16 protein-coding genes and 1 pseudogene are annotated in these 17730 nt (G+C 75.5%); 8 read left to right on the top strand and 9 right to left on the bottom strand.

The genetic code is table 11. The features are described from left to right. Positions 1-95 precede the first annotated feature (95 nt). Positions 96-302 carry a hypothetical protein gene (locus AB0K51_RS33490; RefSeq protein ID WP_363461841.1) on the bottom strand — a complete coding sequence of 69 codons (207 nt, stop codon included), beginning with the start codon at positions 300-302 and terminating at the stop codon, positions 96-98. A gap of 115 nt (positions 303-417) precedes the next feature. Between AB0K51_RS33490 and fabI the strand changes: the two genes are divergently transcribed. Next, a complete protein-coding gene (gene fabI / locus AB0K51_RS33485; RefSeq protein WP_363461839.1) occupies positions 418-1215 on the top strand; it encodes an enoyl-ACP reductase FabI in 798 nt (265 codons plus the stop codon). A 7-nt stretch (positions 1216-1222) separates the two neighbouring features. On the opposite strand, the gene AB0K51_RS33480 is transcribed toward fabI, so the two are convergent. Beyond that, positions 1223-3043 carry a BTAD domain-containing putative transcriptional regulator gene (locus AB0K51_RS33480; protein ID WP_363461837.1) on the bottom strand — a complete coding sequence of 607 codons (1821 nt, stop codon included), beginning with the start codon at positions 3041-3043 and terminating at the stop codon, positions 1223-1225. A gap of 202 nt (positions 3044-3245) precedes the next feature. After that, positions 3246-5183: a BTAD domain-containing putative transcriptional regulator gene (locus AB0K51_RS33475; protein WP_363461835.1), complete on the bottom strand. Its 1938-nt coding sequence runs from the start codon at positions 5181-5183 to the stop codon at positions 3246-3248. 506 nt (positions 5184-5689) lie between these two features. On the opposite strand from AB0K51_RS33475, the gene AB0K51_RS33470 reads away from it, so the two are divergent. Then, entirely contained in the window at positions 5690-6304 is a 615-nt protein-coding gene (locus AB0K51_RS33470; RefSeq protein WP_363461833.1) for a GPP34 family phosphoprotein, read from the top strand. A gap of 116 nt (positions 6305-6420) precedes the next feature. Then, positions 6421-7266: an S-methyl-5'-thioadenosine phosphorylase gene (locus tag AB0K51_RS33465; RefSeq protein WP_363461831.1), complete on the top strand. Its 846-nt coding sequence runs from the start codon at positions 6421-6423 to the stop codon at positions 7264-7266. Here AB0K51_RS33465 and AB0K51_RS33460 read toward each other — a convergent pair. Both AB0K51_RS33460 and AB0K51_RS33455 read right to left on the bottom strand, forming a co-directional pair. Then, positions 7232-7657 (bottom strand): hypothetical protein, encoded by a 426-nt coding sequence (locus tag AB0K51_RS33460; RefSeq protein WP_363461829.1) that lies wholly within the window; start codon positions 7655-7657, stop codon positions 7232-7234. The genes AB0K51_RS33465 and AB0K51_RS33460 overlap by 35 nt on opposite strands. A gap of 110 nt (positions 7658-7767) precedes the next feature. Beyond that, positions 7768-8880 carry a molybdopterin-dependent oxidoreductase gene (locus AB0K51_RS33455; RefSeq protein ID WP_363461849.1) on the bottom strand — a complete coding sequence of 371 codons (1113 nt, stop codon included), beginning with the start codon at positions 8878-8880 and terminating at the stop codon, positions 7768-7770. A 230-nt stretch (positions 8881-9110) separates the two neighbouring features. Between AB0K51_RS33455 and AB0K51_RS33450 the strand changes: the two genes are divergently transcribed. From AB0K51_RS33450 to AB0K51_RS33440, 3 genes are all read left to right on the top strand, one after another. Beyond that, on the top strand, positions 9111-10451 hold the full coding sequence (locus tag AB0K51_RS33450; RefSeq protein ID WP_363461827.1) for a glycosyltransferase 87 family protein: 1341 nt from the start codon (positions 9111-9113) through the stop codon (positions 10449-10451). 309 nt (positions 10452-10760) lie between these two features. Next, complete coding sequence (locus AB0K51_RS33445) at positions 10761-11423, top strand: molybdopterin-dependent oxidoreductase (protein WP_363461847.1); 663 nt, start codon at positions 10761-10763, stop codon at positions 11421-11423. After that, positions 11407-12018 (top strand): cytochrome b/b6 domain-containing protein, encoded by a 612-nt coding sequence (locus AB0K51_RS33440; protein ID WP_363461825.1) that lies wholly within the window; start codon positions 11407-11409, stop codon positions 12016-12018. Before AB0K51_RS33445 ends, AB0K51_RS33440 begins: the two co-directional genes overlap by 17 nt. Positions 12019-12033: 15 nt before the next feature. Here the strand turns inward: AB0K51_RS33440 and AB0K51_RS33435 are convergent, their stop codons facing one another. The 3 genes and pseudogenes from AB0K51_RS33435 to AB0K51_RS33425 form a co-directional block, all read right to left on the bottom strand. After that, positions 12034-12729, bottom strand: coding sequence for a class I SAM-dependent methyltransferase (locus AB0K51_RS33435; RefSeq protein ID WP_363461823.1), 696 nt, complete (start codon positions 12727-12729; stop codon positions 12034-12036). Next, positions 12726-13415, bottom strand: coding sequence for a DUF2064 domain-containing protein (locus tag AB0K51_RS33430; RefSeq protein ID WP_363461845.1), 690 nt, complete (start codon positions 13413-13415; stop codon positions 12726-12728). The genes AB0K51_RS33435 and AB0K51_RS33430 overlap by 4 nt, the downstream gene beginning before the upstream one ends. Next, positions 13389-14072: pseudogene (locus tag AB0K51_RS33425) on the bottom strand (glycosyltransferase family 2 protein); the annotation flags it as partial. The pseudogene AB0K51_RS33425 and the gene AB0K51_RS33430, both read right to left, overlap by 27 nt. A gap of 372 nt (positions 14073-14444) precedes the next feature. Here AB0K51_RS33425 and AB0K51_RS33420 point away from each other — a divergent pair. Both AB0K51_RS33420 and AB0K51_RS33415 read left to right on the top strand, forming a co-directional pair. Further along, positions 14445-15170 (top strand): response regulator transcription factor, encoded by a 726-nt coding sequence (locus tag AB0K51_RS33420; protein ID WP_363461843.1) that lies wholly within the window; start codon positions 14445-14447, stop codon positions 15168-15170. Next, on the top strand, positions 15167-16312 hold the full coding sequence (locus AB0K51_RS33415; protein ID WP_363461821.1) for a HAMP domain-containing sensor histidine kinase: 1146 nt from the start codon (positions 15167-15169) through the stop codon (positions 16310-16312). Before AB0K51_RS33420 ends, AB0K51_RS33415 begins: the two co-directional genes overlap by 4 nt. A 39-nt stretch (positions 16313-16351) precedes the next feature. Here AB0K51_RS33415 and AB0K51_RS33410 read toward each other — a convergent pair whose 3' ends face one another. Next, positions 16352-17407, bottom strand: a complete 1056-nt coding sequence (locus AB0K51_RS33410; protein ID WP_363461819.1) for an NAD-dependent epimerase/dehydratase family protein — start codon at positions 17405-17407, stop codon at positions 16352-16354. Positions 17408-17730: the final 323 nt, after the last annotated feature.

Genomic DNA, 17730 nt, shown 5'->3' with positions numbered 1-17730 from the left:
TGATCGACGAACGGCCCGCCCACTGACCCGCCGCCGGTTCCCGCCCCGGGCCGGGGGGGCCCCCCGCCCCCCCCCGGCCGCGGTGGCCTGCGCGACTACTTGCGGGACTTGCGCAGCACCCGGGCGGTGCCGATCAGCAGCACGCCGAGGACGATCAGGGCGATGCTCGGCAGTGGCTGGTAGTCGGAATACTGGTTCACGATGAAGAAGCTCTGCTTCGGATCCTGGCCGGCCATTTTCTGGACCAGCGGCGCGATTCCCTGGAGCAGACAGAAGATCCCGGCGATGTCAAGCAGCAGCATTTCTTCCCTTTCCCGGTGCGGGTACCCGCGGTCGACCGGCCTGGTCCGATCATACGAGCCGGAAGTCCCGCGCGGGGCCCACCCTTTCGGACATCTTCTCGGATAGAGAGAAAATATGGATCTGCTCAAGGGCAAGACAATCCTGGTCACGGGCGTGCTCACCACGAATTCGATCGCCTTCCACACCGCCCGGCTCGCCCAGGAGCAGGGCGCCGAGGTGGTGCTCACCGGTTTCGGACGGCTCAGCCTGGTCGAGCGGGTCGCCCGCCGCCTGCCCGAGCCGCCCCCGGTCGTCGAACTGGACGTCACCGACCGGGCCCACCTCGCCAGCCTCGCCGAGCGGGTCGGCGAACACGTCGACCACCTGGACGGCGTGCTGCACTCGGTGGCCTACGCCCCGGCCACCGCGCTCGGCGGCGGCTTCCTCACCGCCGAGTGGGAGGAGGTGTCCCGCGCCGTCCAGGTCTCCGCGTACTCGCTGCAGTCGCTGACCCGCGCCGTGCTGCCGCTGCTCTCCGAGCGCAGCAGCATCGTCGGCCTGGACTTCGACGCCACCCGGGCCTGGTACGACTACGACTGGATGGGCGTGGCCAAGGCCGGCCTGGAGTCCTGCGCCCGCTACCTGGCGTCCTACCTCGGCCCGCGCGGGATCCGGGTCAACCTGGTGGCGGCCGGACCGCTGAAGACCACCGCCGCCGCCTCGATCGGCGACGACGGGCTCGCCGTCGCCGACGAGTGGAACGTGCGGGCGCCGCTGGGCTGGGACGGCGAGCGCTTCGACCCGGTCGCCCGGGCCTGCGTCGCCCTGCTGTCGGACTGGTTCCCCGCCACCACCGGGGAGATCGTGCACGTCGACGGCGGCGCCCACGCGATCGGCGACCGCCCCGGCGGCGGAGGAACGCAGCAGAGCTGACCCGCGGTCAGCTCCGGACGGTACCGGCCGGGTACGCTCCGGCCGATCTCTCCCGGACGAACAGCCTGACCAGCGGGGTGAGTTGGAAACTGAGCTGGTGGTCCTCGGCGACACCCGCGAGCTCCAGCAGCCGGGAGTCCACCAGCTCGTCCAACAGCTCCTCCGCGTGCCACTCCTCGGCCTCCAGCAGCTCCGCCACCTGCGCGGTGCTGCACCGGGTGCTGGGCAGCTGGGCCAGCCTGCGCAGCACCGCCAGGGCGGCCGGGCTGAGCGTGTCGTAGCTGGACTGCAGCGGTTCGCGGATGTCCAGGTCGCCGTGGCGCAGCTCGTCGAGGCGGTGCTCCTCGGGTCTGAGCCGGGCCAGCATGCGGCCGGGCCGCCACTGCGGGCGGGCGGCCAGCCGGGCGCCGCAGATCCGCAGCGCCAGCGGCAACCGGTCGCAGAGCTCGACCAGTTCGGCGGCGGCGTCCGGTTCGGCGGCGATCCGGTGCGGACCGGCGACGGCGGCCAGCAGGTCCAGGCCCTCCGTCGGGTCGAGCGGGCCGAGCCGGACCAGCTCGACGCCCTCCAGGGTGCTGAGCGGCAGCCGGCTGGTGATGATGGTGCGGCAGTCGTAGCCGCTCGGCAGCAGCGGACGGACCTGCGCCTCGCCGACCGCGCCGTCCAGCACCACCAGCACCCGCCGGTCGTCCAGTAGCCGCCGGTAGACCTGCACCCGCTCGTCCAGGGTCGACGGCACCGCGTGCTGCGGCACCCCCAGGGCGGGCAGGAACACCCGGAGGATCTCGGCGGGCTCCTTGGGCTCGCCGTCCGGGCCGACCAGGTCGGCGTAGAGCTGCCCGTCGGGGAAGTCGCCGCGCAACCGGTGGGCGGCGCGCAGCGCGAGGGCCGACTTGCCGATGCCGGACATGCCGGTGACCACCACCCGGTGGTGGCGGGCCCGGCCGAGCGGCGCCGGCGCACCGGACAGCTCCTGCACCACCTCGGCCAGCGACTCGGCCCGGCCGGTGAAGTCGGTGGAGTCCGCGGGCAGCATCGAGGGGACGGAGTCGACGGGGTGCGGGGCGGCCAGTTCCACCGGCGCGGTCGGCGGGGTGAGCAGCACCCCGCCGAGGATCTGCCGGTGCACCTCGCGCAGTTCCGGACCCGGGTCGACGCCCAACTCCTCGCGCAGCACCGCCACGCAGTCCCGGTACACGGCCAGGGCGTCGGCCTGCCGGGAGGCGCGGAACAGCGCGGTCATCAGATGCACCCGCAGCCGTTCCCGGAGCGGATAGGAGGCCACCAGCCGGGTGAGTTCGGAAATCAGCTCGCGGTGCTCGCCGAGCGCCAGATCCGCCTCGATCCGGGATTCCATGGTGGCCGCCCAGGCCTCCTCCCATTGCGGCACCTCGGCCTCCAACAGAAAGTCGGTGGTATTCGCCAACGGCAGGCCGCGCCACAACTCGAGCGCCGCGTGCAGCAGTTCACTGGCCCGCCGGTGCTGCCGGTCGGCGAGCGCCTGCCGGCCGAGCCGGTCGAGGCGCTCGTACTCGACCGCGTCGATCCACGACCCGCGCGGATCGAGCGCGTACCCGGGCTGCCGGCGGCTGAGCGAGACCCCCGCGCCCAGGTGCTTGCGTAACCGGGAGATGTACGTGTAGATCTGCGCGTTCATCGTCGCGGGTGGATTCCATCCCCAGAGCGAGCGGCTGAGCCGCTCGCTGGAAACCACCCGTCCCCTGGCCAGCAGGAGTGCGGCGAGCACGGTGTTTATCTTCGTACCGGAGAGGGGGACTCTGGCGTCCCCCTGGTAGGCCTCGACCGGCCCGAGCACGCGGAACTCCATGCAGATACCCCGTTGTATGTCGACATCGAGCAGATGTGCACCGCGATGCTAACCCGACCGGTTGTTCTCCAAATATCGTCTCGATTTCGTTGCCGCATATGCCTCTTGACAACCCGTCGCATACGCCGCGAGGGTGGTGCGGGACATCACGGTCGGGTCAATTCCGGTTGTGTGCCCCGAGCGCTTTCCGGACGTCCGGCGTTCACGCCGGAATGGCCGGCGGGCTCCCCGCGTCCCGACCCGGCGAGGGGCCGCCGGGCAGCTCCCGGCGGGCCGCTCCGGCGAGGGCGAGCCGTCCGCCGTGCACCCGGCGCAGCGCCCCGGCCCGCTCCGCGCCGCTCTCCTCCGCCGCGGCGCGCTCCCGGGCGAACAGCCGCAGCAGCTCGGGCAGCCGGTAGCGGGTGTCGCCGTCCGGGGGTCCCGGGGCGGCCTCCAGCAACCGGGCGTCGACCAGCTGCTCCAGCAGCGTCTCGGCCTGCCACAGGTCGGAGTCCAGCAGCCGGGCGGCCGCCCAGGGCGAGAACTCCGAGCCGGGCAGCAGCCCGAGCCGCCGGAACAGCCGGGCCGCCGCCGGGGTCAGCGCCAGGTAGCTGGGCGTGAAACCGGCCCGCACCCCGCCGCCGCCCGGGCTGAGCTCGTCCAGCCGACGGTGCCGGTTCTCCAACCGGTCCACCAGCGAACGCACCGACCAGTGCGGCTTGGCGACCAGCCGGGCGGCCGCGATCCGCAGCGCCAGCGGCAGCCGGTCGCACAGCGCGCCGAGCCGCTCGGTCGCCTCCGGGTCGGCGGCCAGCCGCCCCGGGCCGGCGATCCGGCCCAGCAGCGCCGCCGCGTCCGCCTCGTCCAGCGTGGCCAGCGACAGCCGCTGCACCGCGAAGTCCCCGGTCAGGTCGTCCAGGACGTCCCGGCCGGTGAGCAGCACGCAGCAGCGGCCGCGGCCGGGCAGCAGGAGCCGGACCTGGGCGAAGGACCGGGCGTTGTCCAGCACGATCAGCACCCGCTTGCCGCTGAGCACGCTGCGGAACAGCGCCGCGCGGGAGTCCGGGTCCGGGGGGATGCGCAACTCCGGTACGCCCAGGGCACGCAGGAAGCCGCCGAGCAGATCGCCCGGGGAGGCCGGCGGGCCGCTGCCGTCCCAGCCGCGCAGGTCGGCGTAGAGCTGGCCGTCGGGGAAGCGGTGGGCCGCCCGGTTCGCCCAGTGCAGGGCCAGCGCGGTCTTGCCGATCCCCGCCATCCCGGTGATCGCGGCCACCCGCAGCGGGCGGCGCGGCCCGCCGTCCTCCTCCAGCGCCCGGTCCAGCCAGCCGAGTTCGCTGGTGCGGCCGGTGAAGTCGGCGACGTCGGCCAGCAGCTGCGCCGGCACCTGGCCGGTCGACTGGACGCCGGGCGGCAGCTGGCGGCGGGCCGGCTCCGGCTCGTCGTGCAGGATCAGGTCGTGCATCGCCTGGAGCGCCGAACCGGGCTCCAACCCCAGCTCCTCCACCAGCAGTTGACGGCCCTGCCGGAACACCTCCAGGGCCTCCGCGCGCTGGCCGCTGCGGTACTGCGCGAGCATCAGCTGGGCCCGGGTCTGCTCGCGCAGCGGGTGCTCCTTCACCAGTGCCGCCAGCTCGCCGACCAGCATCCGGTGCCGGCCCAGCTGCAGCTGCAACTCGGCTCGCTCCTCGACGAGTTCGAGCCGCCGCTCGTCCAGCCGGGCGGCCGCCGCGGTGAGCCGGGGGGCGGTCATCCCCTCCAGTACCCGGCCGCGCCACAGCCCGAGCGCCTCCTCGACCAGCGTCTGCGCCTCGGACAGCCGGCCGCCCCGCGCGGCATGCCGGGCGGCCTGCACCCAGCCGTCCAACTCGGCGGCGTCCAGGCGGTGTTCGCCGAGCGCCAGCAGGTAGCCCGGATGCTCGGTGCGGATCAGGTCGTCCGTCCCGGCCGCGGACTTGAACACCTTGCGCAGCTTGGCCACGCAGATCGCCACCTGGTTGCGCGCGGTGGCCGGCGCACCGGACGGCCACACCGCCTCCACCAGGCTCTCCACCGAGACCACCCGGTCCCGGGCGAGCAACAGCATCGCCAGCACCGTACGCTGCCGGGCCCCGCCCAACGCGATCCGCCGACCGGCGAACTCCGCGTCCAGCGGTCCCAGCACTCTGAACATGATCCGACCCACGATGGCCCCCCGTTGACCCGTGTCCGTCTTGTTACCGTCCGCTCACACGCGACCATTCAACAGGGTTCAGGCACACGGTGTCTCACCACCCGGCCGGTAATGTTGAACTTCTGACGATCTGTCAGTGCGCTTCTTGCGGACGGGTATTGGCGGGCGGGATGCCGAGTGAACGGGGCGCGCCGCTCCGCTTCGGGGCCGCTTCGAGCACCGGCCGGGGCGTCGGTCACGAGCGCCGGGAAAGGTGTCATGGCCGGTAGTGCACCTGCACGATCTATATCCGGTCGATATCGGGCAGGTGACGGGGGCTGCGCGGGCCCGACCGCTCCGGCCGGGGCCGGTGCGCGGCCGGAAAGCCGTCGATCCAAAGGAGGAGACGCGGGCGGTCCTCCCCGACGAGGCTCCGCCGCCGACTCCTCCCTGAGGCCCAGGGCCGGTCGTCTTACCGGCCGATCAGCCCAACCCGACCGGACGGTAACGTCGTTGCCGTGACCGATCCGTTGCCGTACCGCATGTACCTGCTCGCCTACGACGACGCCGTCCTGGGGCCGTTCAACCGCGGCCGGGCCGGCTTCCTGGTGCGCGCCGCCGTCGTCACCGAGCTCGCCCTGCGAGGGATCCTGACGGAGAGCGACGGAAGCATCCACGACACCGGTGCGGCGCGCTGCGACGATCCGGTGCTGGACGACGCCCGCGAGCGGCCCCCGGCGCCGGGGTGCGGGTGGCGGCCGCTGCTGCTGCGCGACCGCGACCGGACGCTGCGCGCCGTCGAGGAGCAGCTCGCCGCTCGCGGCACCCTCGCCGTCGAGGACCGCCCCGCGCTGGTCGCCCCCGAACGACGCGTCACCATCGTCGACGCCGGCGCCGTGCTGGCCGTCCGCGAGGCCGCGGCCGCGGCGGTGCACGCCCCCGCGGACACGCCGCCGGCCGACGCGGCCCTGCTCACCCTCGCCGCGCTCGCCGCGCTCCCACCGACACCGAGCGCCCCGCCGACCCGCCTCGCCGCCCTCGCCGCCCGCCTCGGCGGGCTGGCCCCGAGCCTGCCGGAGGCGCTGCGGAGCCTGCCGGAGGCGATGAACCGGCTGCCGTTCAGGGCGTCCTGACCGCGCGGGCGGTTCGCCGCGACGCGACGTGAGGGATTCGTAAGGCGTGGTCCGGGGGTTCGGGCGGGGCGCGTCCCTAGGGTGGCGGCGAGAGGACGTCGAGCGAGGAGGAGGCGGTGGCGGTGGAGTTGCGCGCGGATGTCGGGGTGATCGGGGGGTCGGGGTTGTACGCGTTGTTGGAGGAGGTGGTGGAGGTGCGGGTGGAGACGCCGTACGGGGTGCCGAGTGATGCGGTGTTCGTGGGGGAGGTGGGGGGTCGGCGGGTGGCGTTCCTGCCGCGGCACGGTCGGGGGCACGGGTTGCCGCCGCATCGGATCAACTATCGGGCGAATGTGTGGGCGTTGCGGGCGTTGGGGGTGCGGCAGGTGTTGGGGCCGTGTGCGGTGGGGGGTCTGCGGGTGGAGTTGGGGCCGGGGGTGTTGGTGGTGCCGGATCAGTTCGTGGATCGGACGTCGGGGCGGGTGCAGACGTTCTATGACGGGGTGCCGTTGGCGGACGGGTCGGTGCCGGAGGTGGTGCACGTGTCGGTGGCGGATCCGTACTGTCCGGTGGGGCGTGGGGTGGCGTTGGGGGCGGCGCGGGGGTTGGGGTGGGAGGCGGTGGACGGGGGGACGTTGGTGGTGGTGGAGGGTCCGCGGTTCTCGACGCGGGCGGAGTCGCGGTGGTTTGCGGGGAACGGTTGGTCGGTGGTGGGGATGACGGGGCATCCGGAGGCGGTGCTGGCTCGTGAGTTGGGGTTGTGTTACACGTCGTTGGCGTTGGTGACGGATCTGGATGCGGGGGTGGAGGCGGGTGCGGGGGTGACGCATGCGGAGGTGTTGGAGGTGTTCGGTCGTAATGTCGACCGGTTGCGGACGGTGTTGTTCGCGGCGTTGGAGGCGTTGCCGGAGACCCGGGACTGCCTGTGCTCCCACGCGCTGGACGGACTCACGACCGGTCTGCCCGGGGTTCCCGACCGCTGACGGACCGTCGGCGCCACCGCCCGGCCAGGCCCAGCAGGACGGCCACCGCGGCGGTGGCGGCCAGGAAGAGCAGCCAGTTGCGCAGGTACGGCAGCGGCAGCAGCGACGGGTTGCCGTGGTCGTCGCCGGCCCGGAGCACCGCCGGGACGGCCACGGCGCTGACCGCCGCCGCCACGACCAGCCAGCCGCGCAGCACCGGTGTCCGGACCAGCGCCGCGCCGACGGCGCAGACCAACGCCAGCCACAGGCCGTCGTGCAGGACCACCACGGCCGCCGCCCACAGCAGCACGCCGAACGGGTCGGTGATGTACGGGTCGGTGAGCAGCCCGACCAGGCCGCACACCAGCAGGGCGAGGCCGCCGACGAGCAGGGCGGCGCGGAGGATCCGCATCTCAGTGCACCTCGATTCGGTCGGGGGTCGGGACGGGGAGGGCGGGCGAGGAGGCCGCCGGCGCGGGTGTGGCGGGTGAAGGGTCCGCCGGGGCGGTGGCGGTGGGCATCTCAGAGCGCCTCGATCCGGGCGACCCACTTGGTCTGCAGCACGCCGGGCCGGTCGGGGGCGATGATCCGCGCCGGGTAGCCGTGATCCGGCGTCAGTTCCCGTCCGTTGACGGCCAGGGCGAGCAGGGTGAGCGGGTCGTCCGCGTACGCGGCGGGCATCTCCGTCACCCGGTACGGGCCGGACTCCTCCAGCGAGGTGATCCGCACCGTGCTGCCCCGCGGGATGCCCGCCCGGTCCAGCAGGTCGCGCAGCCGCACGCCGGTCCAGTGGGCGCTCGCACTCCAGCCCTCCACGCAGGCGATCGGCAGCCGGGCGGTGACCTGCGGCAGGGCGCGCAGCCCGGCCAGGTCGATCCGGTAGCCGCCGGGCCCGTCCACCGTCAGGTGCCAGTCGGCCGGGACGGCGGTGGTGCCCGCCTGCACGGCGGTGCGGTTGACCGGCAGACCGGTCTCGCCGCGGTCCGGGCGGCGCGGCGCGAACAGGTCGACGGCACGCAGCCACGACACGCTCTGCCCGGCGGTGGTCAGGGTGACCGCGCCGACCGCCGCCGCGGTGGCGGCCAGCAGCGCCCGGCGCTCGGCGAGCGGCGGTGCGGCCGAGCGCCACCAGTGCGCGGCGAGCTGCGGGGCCTTCACCGCGAGGTGCACCAGCAGGGCGCCGGTCGCCGTCCAGCCCAGCCAGTAGTGGGTCTGCCGGAACGGGAACGGCCACGGGTACCACTGCAGGGTGTTCAGCAGGCCGGTGAACAGCTCCAGCAGCACCGCCGCGACCAGCACCGCGATCGACAGCCGCTCCAGCGCGTGCACCACGCTGCGGGCCGGCGGCCACTCGAACAGCCGGGGGTAGACCGCCCACAGCTTCACCCCGGCCAGCGGGATCGCCGCCAGCCCGCTGATCACGTGCAGCCCCTGGGTGATCCGGTAGCCGTCCACCGGCCGGGACGGCAGACGCCCCGTCAACCAGCCCGGCGGGTCCTGCAACAGATGGCTGATCAGACCGGTGGCGAAGCACACCAACAGCGCCGCGCCCAGCCACCGGCCGACCACCACCGCGGTGCGCGGCCCGTGCGCGGGCGAGCGGAACGCCCCCGCCCGGAACGGTCCGCGGCGCAGCGCCTCGGGCGGGGCGGGCAGCGGCCGGTCGAGCCGGCGCAGGGCGGACGGGCGGGACGGCGCTGCGGAAGGCCCGGGCGGCGAGGGCGCGGGGCCGGAGGAAGGGTTGGGGTCCACGCCACCATCGAAGCGCCCGCGGGGCCCCGATCAGCGCTGCGGCGTGCTTACGGAATCCGAACGGCGGCGGCGCCCGGCGCGGTCGGCGGCCCGCGGTGCGCCAAGGTGGCCGGGTGACCGTACGCCGCACCCTGCCCTGCGCCCTGGCCGTCGCCGCCCTGGCCGGCTGCCTCGCCCTCACCGTGACCCGCGGCGGGACGCTCGGCGACCGCACCCCGCTGTACGCCTGGTACGCCGCCGACGCCGCGCTGTTCGCCCTCGCGCTGCTCCTGCTGCGCCGGGTGCCCCGCCGCCTGGTGGCGCGCCTGGTCCTGGCGGGCGGCGTGCTGGTCGCCGCCGTCGGACTGCTCGCCCCGCCGCGCACCAGCGACGACGCCTACCGGTACGTGTGGGACGGCCGGGTGCAGGCCGCCGGCACCTCCCCGTACGCGCACACCCCCGCGGACCCGGCGCTGGCCTGGCTGCGCGACGGCGGGCTGTTCCCGTCCGGGCGGTGCACCGGCTGGGACGAGCGGCGCACCGCCGACGGCGGCTGCACCAGGATCAACCGGCCGGCCGTGCACACCGTCTACCCGCCGGTCGCGGAACTGTGGTTCCTCGCCCAGCACCCGTTCGGCGACGGCGTCCGGCGCGCCCAGGCCGCCGGGGCATTGCTCGCCGTCGCCACCACCGGCGCGCTGCTCGCCGTCACCCGCGGCGGACGGCGCGCCGCACTGTGGGCCTGGTGCCCGGGCGTCACCGTCTGGGCGGTCAACGACGCGCACGTCGACACCCTCGGCGCGCTGCTCACCGTGCTCGGACTGGCCGCCGCCGCCCGCCGCCGCCCGGTCGCGGGCGGGGCGCTGCTCGGCGCGGCCACCGCCGTCAAACTCCTCCCGGCGCTCGCCCTGCCCGGCGCGCTCTCCGGCGTCCTCGCGCGCCGCCCCACCCGCGCCGACGGCCTGCTGCTCGCCTCCGCCGCCGGGGCGTTCGCCCTCGCCTACCTGCCGTACCTGCTCGCCTCCGGCCCCGCCGTGCTCGGCTACCTGCCCGGCTACCTGCGCGAGGAGGGCTACGACCAGGGCCACCTGGACCGCTTCGGCCTGCTGCGCCTGGTCCTGCCCGACGCGCTCGCACCGGCCGCGGCCGCGCTGCTGCTCGGCGCCGTCGTGCTGCGGGTGCTGCGGCGCGGCGACCCGGACCGGCCGTGGCACGGCGCGCTGCAGGTCAGCGGCACGGCCCTGCTGCTCGCCGCCCCCGGCTACCCCTGGTACGGGCTGCTGGTGGTGGCGCTGGCCGCGCTGGACGGCGGCTGGGAATGGCTGGCGGTGCCCGCCGCCGGGCAGCTGCTGTACCTGGCGGGCGGCTCCGACGTGCAGCAACTCGCGTACGGCGGCGCGCTGGTGATCGTCCTGGCGGCGGCCGCGGCGCGGCGGCGGGCCGCGGGCGCCGCGCCGGTGATGACGAGAGGCTGACGCGGTCGGGGTGAGGCCGAAGGGCGGATGCGCGGCCGTGACGACGAGGAGACGGCGCGCGACGGCGATGACGGGCGGCCGACGCGAGCGGGCGACGGCGACGGGCGAACGGGCTTCCGCGGCCACGAAGGGGCGACGCGCGCCGGTGATGACGAAAGGCTGACGTCTCGGCCACGGCTCTGGCTTCCGCTCCCCGGGCCTGGTCGAATCGCACTCGTGGACGAGCAGACGTACGGCGCGGACGACCGGGACGACACGGACGAGACGGGCGACGCGGGTGGCACCCGGGGCGCGCCCGTCGGGCGGCGGGTGGTGCTGGGCCTGCTCGGGCTCGGCGTGGCCGGCGTCGCCGCCGGACCGTGGCTGCAGCGCGCCCAGGACAGCGTGGTCAGCAAGGACCCCACCGGCCTGTCCGGGCTGCTGCCCGGCGGCGGGTTCCGCTACTACTCGGTGACCGCCTCGGTGCCCGACCGCGGACCCGACGACTACACCCTCACCGTCGACGGGCTGGTCGACCGCCCCGGCAGCTACCGCCTCGCCGACCTGCAGGCCCTGCCGCAGCGCCGGATCGTCCACGACGTGCAGTGCGTCACCGGCTGGCGGGTCCCCGCCACCCCGTTCGAAGGCGTCCCGCTGTCCGCACTGCTGGACGCCGCAGGTGTCCGGTCGACCGCCGGGGCGGTGCGCTTCGGCTGCTTCGACGGCGCGTACACCGAGAGCCTGACGCTCGAACAGGCCCGGCGCGACGACGTCCTGGTGGCGCTCAAGCTCGGCGACCAGCCGCTCAGCCACAACCACGGCGGACCGGTGCGGCTGTACGTCGCGCCGATGTACTTCTACAAGTCCGCGAAGTGGCTCTCCTCGATCACCGTCACCGACACGGTGCGCCCCGGGTACTGGGAACAGTACGGCTACGACGTGGACGCCTGGGTCGGCCGCTCGAACGGACGCGACGATGCCCCGACCAGCTGACCGCCGCCGCTTCACCCCCGCGCAGCGCCGGGTCCACCGCGCCACCGCCGCCCTGATGCTCGGCTGTCTCGCCACCGCCGCCTGCCTCTACCTCCCACCGTTCGCCGAACTCGTCGGCCGCCGGCGGCTGGTGGCGACCGTCCACGAGTGGTGCGGCCTGCTGCTCCCGGTCCCACTGCTGCTCGGCCTGGTCTCCCGCGCGATGCGCCGCGACGCCGTCCGCCTCGGCCGTTTCACCCGCGCCGACCGCACCTGGCTGCGCGGCCTGCGCCGCGGCGTCCCCGGCCGCCCCGCCGGGAAGTTCAACGCCGGGCAGAAGCTGTACGCCCAGTGGACGCTCGGCGCGATGCTGGTGATGCTCGGCACCGGCCTGCTGATGTGGTTCACCCACCTGGCACCCACCCTCTGGCGCACCGGCGCGACCTTCGTCCACGACTGGTTCGCCCTCGGCGTCGCCGCGGTGACGGCCGGCCACCTGTGGATGGCTGCCCGCGACCCCGAGTCCCGCCGCGGCATGCGCACCGGCCACGTCGACCGCAGCTGGGCGGAGCGCGAGCACCCGCTGTGGGTCGACTCGGAGCCGGGCGGCAGCTGACCTACCGGCCCTCGTTCAGAGCGCCGCCCGGCGCAGGGCGAGGAAGGCCCGGCCGTGCGAGGTCCAGTGCTCGGACTCGGCGAGCCGGAGGTGGTGGGCGCGGCGCAGGATCGCGGCGCGGCCGCAGCGCGACCACCGGAACGGCGGGCCGAGGCGGCCGCCCGGGCCCTCGACCCGGACGGTGGTGTGCTCGTCGACCTCCTCGGGTTCCACCTCGACGAGGAGCAGGCCGGCGGGCGCCAGCAGGCTCACGGCGCGGGCCAGCAGGGCGGTCGGGTCGCCGCCGATGCCGAGGTTGCCGTCGGCGAGCAGGACCGCGCCCCAGCGGCCCTCGGCGGGCAGCCGGTCGAAGACCGAGCGGCGCAGCGCCAGGCCGCCGAGCCGGACGGTGTGGTCCACCGACGCCCCCGACAGGTCGACGCCGAGTGCGGGCACCCCCATCGCCAGCAGCTCGGCGACCAGCCGGCCCGGCCCGCAGCCGAGGTCCAGGACCGGCGCGGACAGCCCCGTGCAGCGCAGCAGCAGGCTGTGGTCCGCACCGGCGGCGGGCGCGCACCACCGCGCCACGTCGAGCACCTGCCGGCTGCCGTCGGCGCGGCGCAGCCACAGCGGTCCGCGACCGGCGCGCACGGCCTCCGCGAAGGGGTCGTCCTCCCAGGGGCGGCCGGGCGGCGCGGGGTGCGCCGAGGGCAGGCGGGTGGCGGCGGTCATCGGGCGGCTCCGCGCGGGGTGGTGAGGGCGCGCAGGCGGGCGGCGAAACGGCCGTGCGGGGCGAGCGCGGCGACGCGGTGGGCGTCGGCGGCGAGGTCGACGTCGGTCAGGGCCGGGAGTTGACGGCACGTCAACTGTGCTGCCGCGAGGCGTTCCCGGACGTGGCGGCCGGTGTCCGGCGTGGACATCGGGACGTCCGCGAGCAGGCGGCGGGCCAGCGCCTCGGAGGGTCGGGCCAGGCCCAGGGCCCAGAAGCCGCCGTCCTCGGCGGGACCGAACCAGGCGTCCACGCCCGCGCGTCCGGCCGGGGAGAGCGGGCCGGCCAGGGACGCGGCGTCGAACTGCGGGGTGTCCATGCCCACCAGCAGGGCCGGAGCGCCCGGGGCGAGGCGGGCGGCGTGCGCGAAGGCGGCGACCAGGCGGCGGTCCAGGGCGCCCCCGCACTGCGGCAGCACCTCCCAGCCGGGCGGCAGCCAGCGGCCCGGCTCGCCGTCCAGGACCAGCAGGCGACGGCCCGCCGGGACGCGCCCGAGGGTCTCCAGGGTGTCGGCGAGCGCCGCCTCGGCGAGGTCGGCCGCCTGCTCGGGGGTGAACGGCGGGGTCAGCCGGGTCTTCACCCGTCCGGGCAGGGGGGCCTTGGCGATCACCAGCAGGGTCGGCGGCGGCGCGGCCAGCACCGCCCGCATGTCGCGGACCGCCTGCCGGGTGCCGCGCACCGTGCCGGTCACCTTCGAACGGCCCGCCCGGGGGCGGTAGTCGACGGAGGTCTCGGCGATCCGCATCCCGGCCGCGTGCGCCGACAGCACCATCTCCAGCGGGTAGCCGGAACGCCGGTCGCCCAGGCCCAGCGCGAGCAGCCGCTCACGGCGGGCCGCCCGCATCGGGCCGAGGTCGTGCAGCGGCGCGCCGGTCAGCGACCGCAGGCGGCGCGCCAGCACCGCGTTGGCGAGCCGGGCGTGCGGCGGCCAGGCGCCCCACGCGGTGGGCCGCCGGCGGCCCAGCACCAGATCGGCCTCGCCCGCCACCACCGGGCCGGTCACCCGGGGCAGCTGGGACGGGTCGAGCGAGCCGTCGCAGTCGAGGAAGCAGACCAGGTCGGCGGTGGCCGCGAGCAGCCCGGCGTGGCAGGCCGCGCCGAAACCGCGCCGCGGCTCGGTGACCACCGTCGCGCCCAGCGCGGCGGCGAGGTCGGCGGAGCCGTCCCGCGAACCGTTGTCCACCACGATCGCCCGCCAGCCGGCCGGCACCCGGCCGAGCACCCACGGCAGGGCCTGCGCCTCGTCCAGGCAGGGGAGGACGACGTCCACGGGAGGGGAGGAAGGGGAATCAAGCACGCTCGCCACGCTAGGGCCGCGGTGGCCTGCCGGGGCCGAAGCGGGGCCTTACGGAATCCGTACGGCGGGTGGGGGAGGAGGGGGAGGGGGAGGGGGAGGGAGTCGGGGAGTTGGTCGAAGGCGAGGGCAGAGAGAGGCGTGACGGGGGCGGAGGTGAAGGCGGGGCGGGAGTCGGGGGCTTGGGCGGAGGTGAAGGCGGGTGCCGGGGGCGGGAGTCGGGGAGTTGGTCGAAGGCGGGTGCGGCGGCGGGGCGGGTGCCGGGGGAGGGGGGAGACCTTACGGAACGCGAACGGGGGGTCGGTGGGGCGGGTGGCGGGCGGGTGGGCTCGTATTCTCGGGTGGGTGAACGAGCGCCCTGCCCCCGCCTCCGCCGTCGTGCCGATGGAGCCTGCCCGTGTGCTGGTGATCGACGACGATCCGACCGTCGGCGAGGTGGTGGCCGGGTACCTCGCCCGGGCCGGCCACCTGGTCGACCGGGCCGAGGACGGGCTGCGCGGCCTCGACCTGGCCGAGCGGAACCGCCCCGATCTGCTGGTCCTCGACCTGATGCTGCCCGGCCTGGACGGGCTGGAGGTGCTGCGTCGGATCCGGTCCCGGGCCGAGCGGCCCGATCTGCCGGTGGTGCTGCTGACCGCCAAGGGCGACGAGTCGGACCGGATCCTCGGCCTGGAACTCGGTGCCGACGACTACGTCACCAAGCCGTTCAGCCCGCGCGAACTCGTGCTGCGGGTCCAGTCCGTGCTGCGCCGGGCCCGCACCGCGTCGTCCTCGGTCGCCGGGGGGCTGGTCCGCTCCGGCGACATCACGCTCGATCCCAAGGCCCGCCGTGCCCATCGCGCTGAGCGCGAACTGCTGCTGACCACACGGGAGTTCGACCTGCTGGCGTTCCTGCTCCGGCAGCCGGGGACGGTGTTCTCCCGGCAGGAGCTGATGCAGCGGGTGTGGGGCTGGGACTTCGGCGACCTGTCCACCGTCACCGTCCACGTGCGGCGCCTGCGCGAGAAGATCGAGGACGATCCGGGCGCGCCCACGCTGATCAGTACGGTGTGGGGCGTCGGCTACCGCTACGACCCGGCCGGCGGGGCCGCGGACGGGGGCGCGCGGTGAAGGACCTGCTGCTGATCGCCGTGTTCGCCGCACTCGGCGCGGCCGCCGCCGGGCTGCCCGGGTTCGCCGCGATCAGGCTGCTGCGCCGCCGTTCGCTGGCGGTGATGCTGTTCACCGTCGCGGTGGTCAGCGTGCTGGCCGTGACCTCCGGGACCTTCGCGGTCGCGCAGGCGATGTTCCTCTCCCACCACGACCTCGGCGTGGTGATCACCGTGCTGTGCATGGCCTCGGTGGTCGCGCTGCTCACCGCCGCCCTGCTCGGCCGTCAACTGGTGGCCGGCGGGCGGGCGTTGGCCGCGGCGGCGCGCACCGTCGGCAGCGACCGCGGCTTCGCCCCGCCGGAGCGGCCGCTGGGCCGCGAGCTCGCCCAGGTCAGCGCCGAACTCGCGGCCACGAGCGCCCGGTTGGCCGAGTCCCGGGCCCGCGAGCAGGCCCTGGACGCCTCCCGCCGGGAACTCATCGCCTGGATCTCGCACGACCTGCGCACCCCGCTGGCCGGGCTGCGGGCGATGGCCGAGGCGCTGGAGGACGGCGTCGCCGATCCGCCCGAGCGGTACCTCTCGCGGATGCGCACCGAGGTCGAGCGGCTCACCGGCATGGTGGACGACCTCTTCGAGCTCTCCCGGATCCAGGCGGGCGCGCTCTCCCTGAGCCTGTCCCGGGTCTCCGTCTACGACCTGGTCGACGACGCGCTGGCCGGCGCGCACCCGCTGGCCCAGCAGCGCGGGGTCCGGCTGGAGGGGCGGCAGATCGTGGCCGCGCCGATCGAGGTGGACAGCCGCGAGATCACCCGGGTGATCGGGAACCTGCTGGTCAACGCGATCCGCTCCACCCCGCAGGACGGGGTGGTCGCGGTCTCCGCCCGCCGGGAGGACGACGAGGTGGTGCTGTCCGTCACCGATGGCTGCGGCGGCATCCCGGAGCCCGACCTCCCCCGGGTCTTCGAGACCGGCTGGCGCGGCACCTCCGCCCGCACCCCCCGCCCGGCCGCCGACGGCCCCACCGGCACCGCCGACAGCGGCGCCGGCCTCGGCCTCGCGATCGTCCGCGGCATCGTCGAGGCGCACGCCGGCCGGGCCCGCGTGCACAACGTCACCGGCGGGTGCTGCTTCGAGATCACCCTCCCGGCGGCCGGCGTCTGACCGCGGCCGGGCACGTTCAGCCGCGCAGCGGGGCACTGTTCAGCCGCGCAGCGGGGCGGTGGCGAACTTCTTCATGCCGTCGGCGAACTCCACCCGCGGACGCCAGGCCAGTTCGGTGCGCAGGCGGGCGGAGTCGGCGGTGACGTGGCGGACGTCGCCGAGGCGGTAGTCGCCGGTGACGACGGGGGCGGGCCCGCCGAAGGCGGTGGCGAGGGCGGTGGCCATCGCGCCGACCGTCCGCACCTCGCCGCTGCCGACGTTGTAGACGCGCGCGGTGCCCGGGAGGCGGTCGGGGAGCGCGGCCAGGGCGGCGAGGTTGGCGGCGGCGACGTCGGTGACGTGGACGAAGTCGCGGCGCTGCCCGCCGTCCTCGAAGACCCGCGGGGCCTCGCCGCGGGCGAGAGCGGAGCGGAACAGCGAGGCGACCCCGGCGTACGGGGTGTCGCGGGGCATGCCGGGCCCGTAGACGTTGTGGTAACGGAGCGTCAGGACCCGGCCGCCGCTCGCCCGGGCCCAGGCGGAGGCCAGGTGCTCCTGGGCGAGCTTGGTGGCCGCGTACACGTTGCGCGGGTCGGGCGGGGCGTCCTCGGAGACCAGGGCGGGGCGGAGCTGCACGCCGCAGCGCGGGCAGGGCGGTTCGAACCGGGCCGCGTCCAGGTCGGCCGGGCGGCGCGGCCCCGGGGCGACCGGACCGTGCTCCGGGCAGCGGTAGGCCCCCTCGCCGTAGACCACCATCGAACCGGCCAGCACCAGGTCGCGGACGCCGCGGCGGGCCATCGCGGCGAGCAGCACCGCCGTGCCCAGGTCGTTGCAGCCCGCGTACGCCGGGGCGTCGTCCAGGTCCAGCCCGAGGCCGACCATCGCCGCCTGGTGGCAGACCGCCGCCACCCCGTCGAGCGCCGCCTCCACCGCGGCGGGGTCGCGCACGTCGCCGTGGTGGAACTCCACGCCGTCCGGCAGCGCCGGCACCCGCCCGGACGGGTGGACGGCGGGCAGCAGCGCGTCCACCACCCGCACCTCGTACCCGGCCGCCGTCAGCTGCCGCACCACCTGCGAGCCGATGAACCCGGCCCCACCGGTCACCAGAATCCTCATGTCGGGCGACCCTACCCACGCGGGGCCCCGCATCAGGGCGGCGAAGCGCGCACGTCACGGACCGGTAAGGAACAACCGGGCGCGAGCACGGGTCAGCGACCTCCGGTCGGCGGTGAGGTCCTCGGTCAGATCGTGGGTGCGTCCTGGAGGTGCGCGCGAGCCCCACGAGTCTGTACGGAGCGGTGAGGTCGGCCGTGAAGGCGGCCCGTGAACTGCGGCGCGGCTCGACCGGGCGGGGTGGGGTGGGTTCTGGTTCAGTGGTCGGTTTCGTTTGTGGGCACTAGTTGTTCCAGGCGGTGCCAGAAGTGGTCGAGGGCGGCGTG

The sequence above is a fragment of the Kitasatospora sp. NPDC049285 genome, from assembly GCF_040678815.1.
Taxonomy (GTDB): Bacteria; Actinomycetota; Actinomycetes; order Streptomycetales; family Streptomycetaceae; genus Kitasatospora.
Note: the sequence above shows the minus strand (reverse complement) of the source record. Positions and strands in the feature narration are given on the sequence as shown.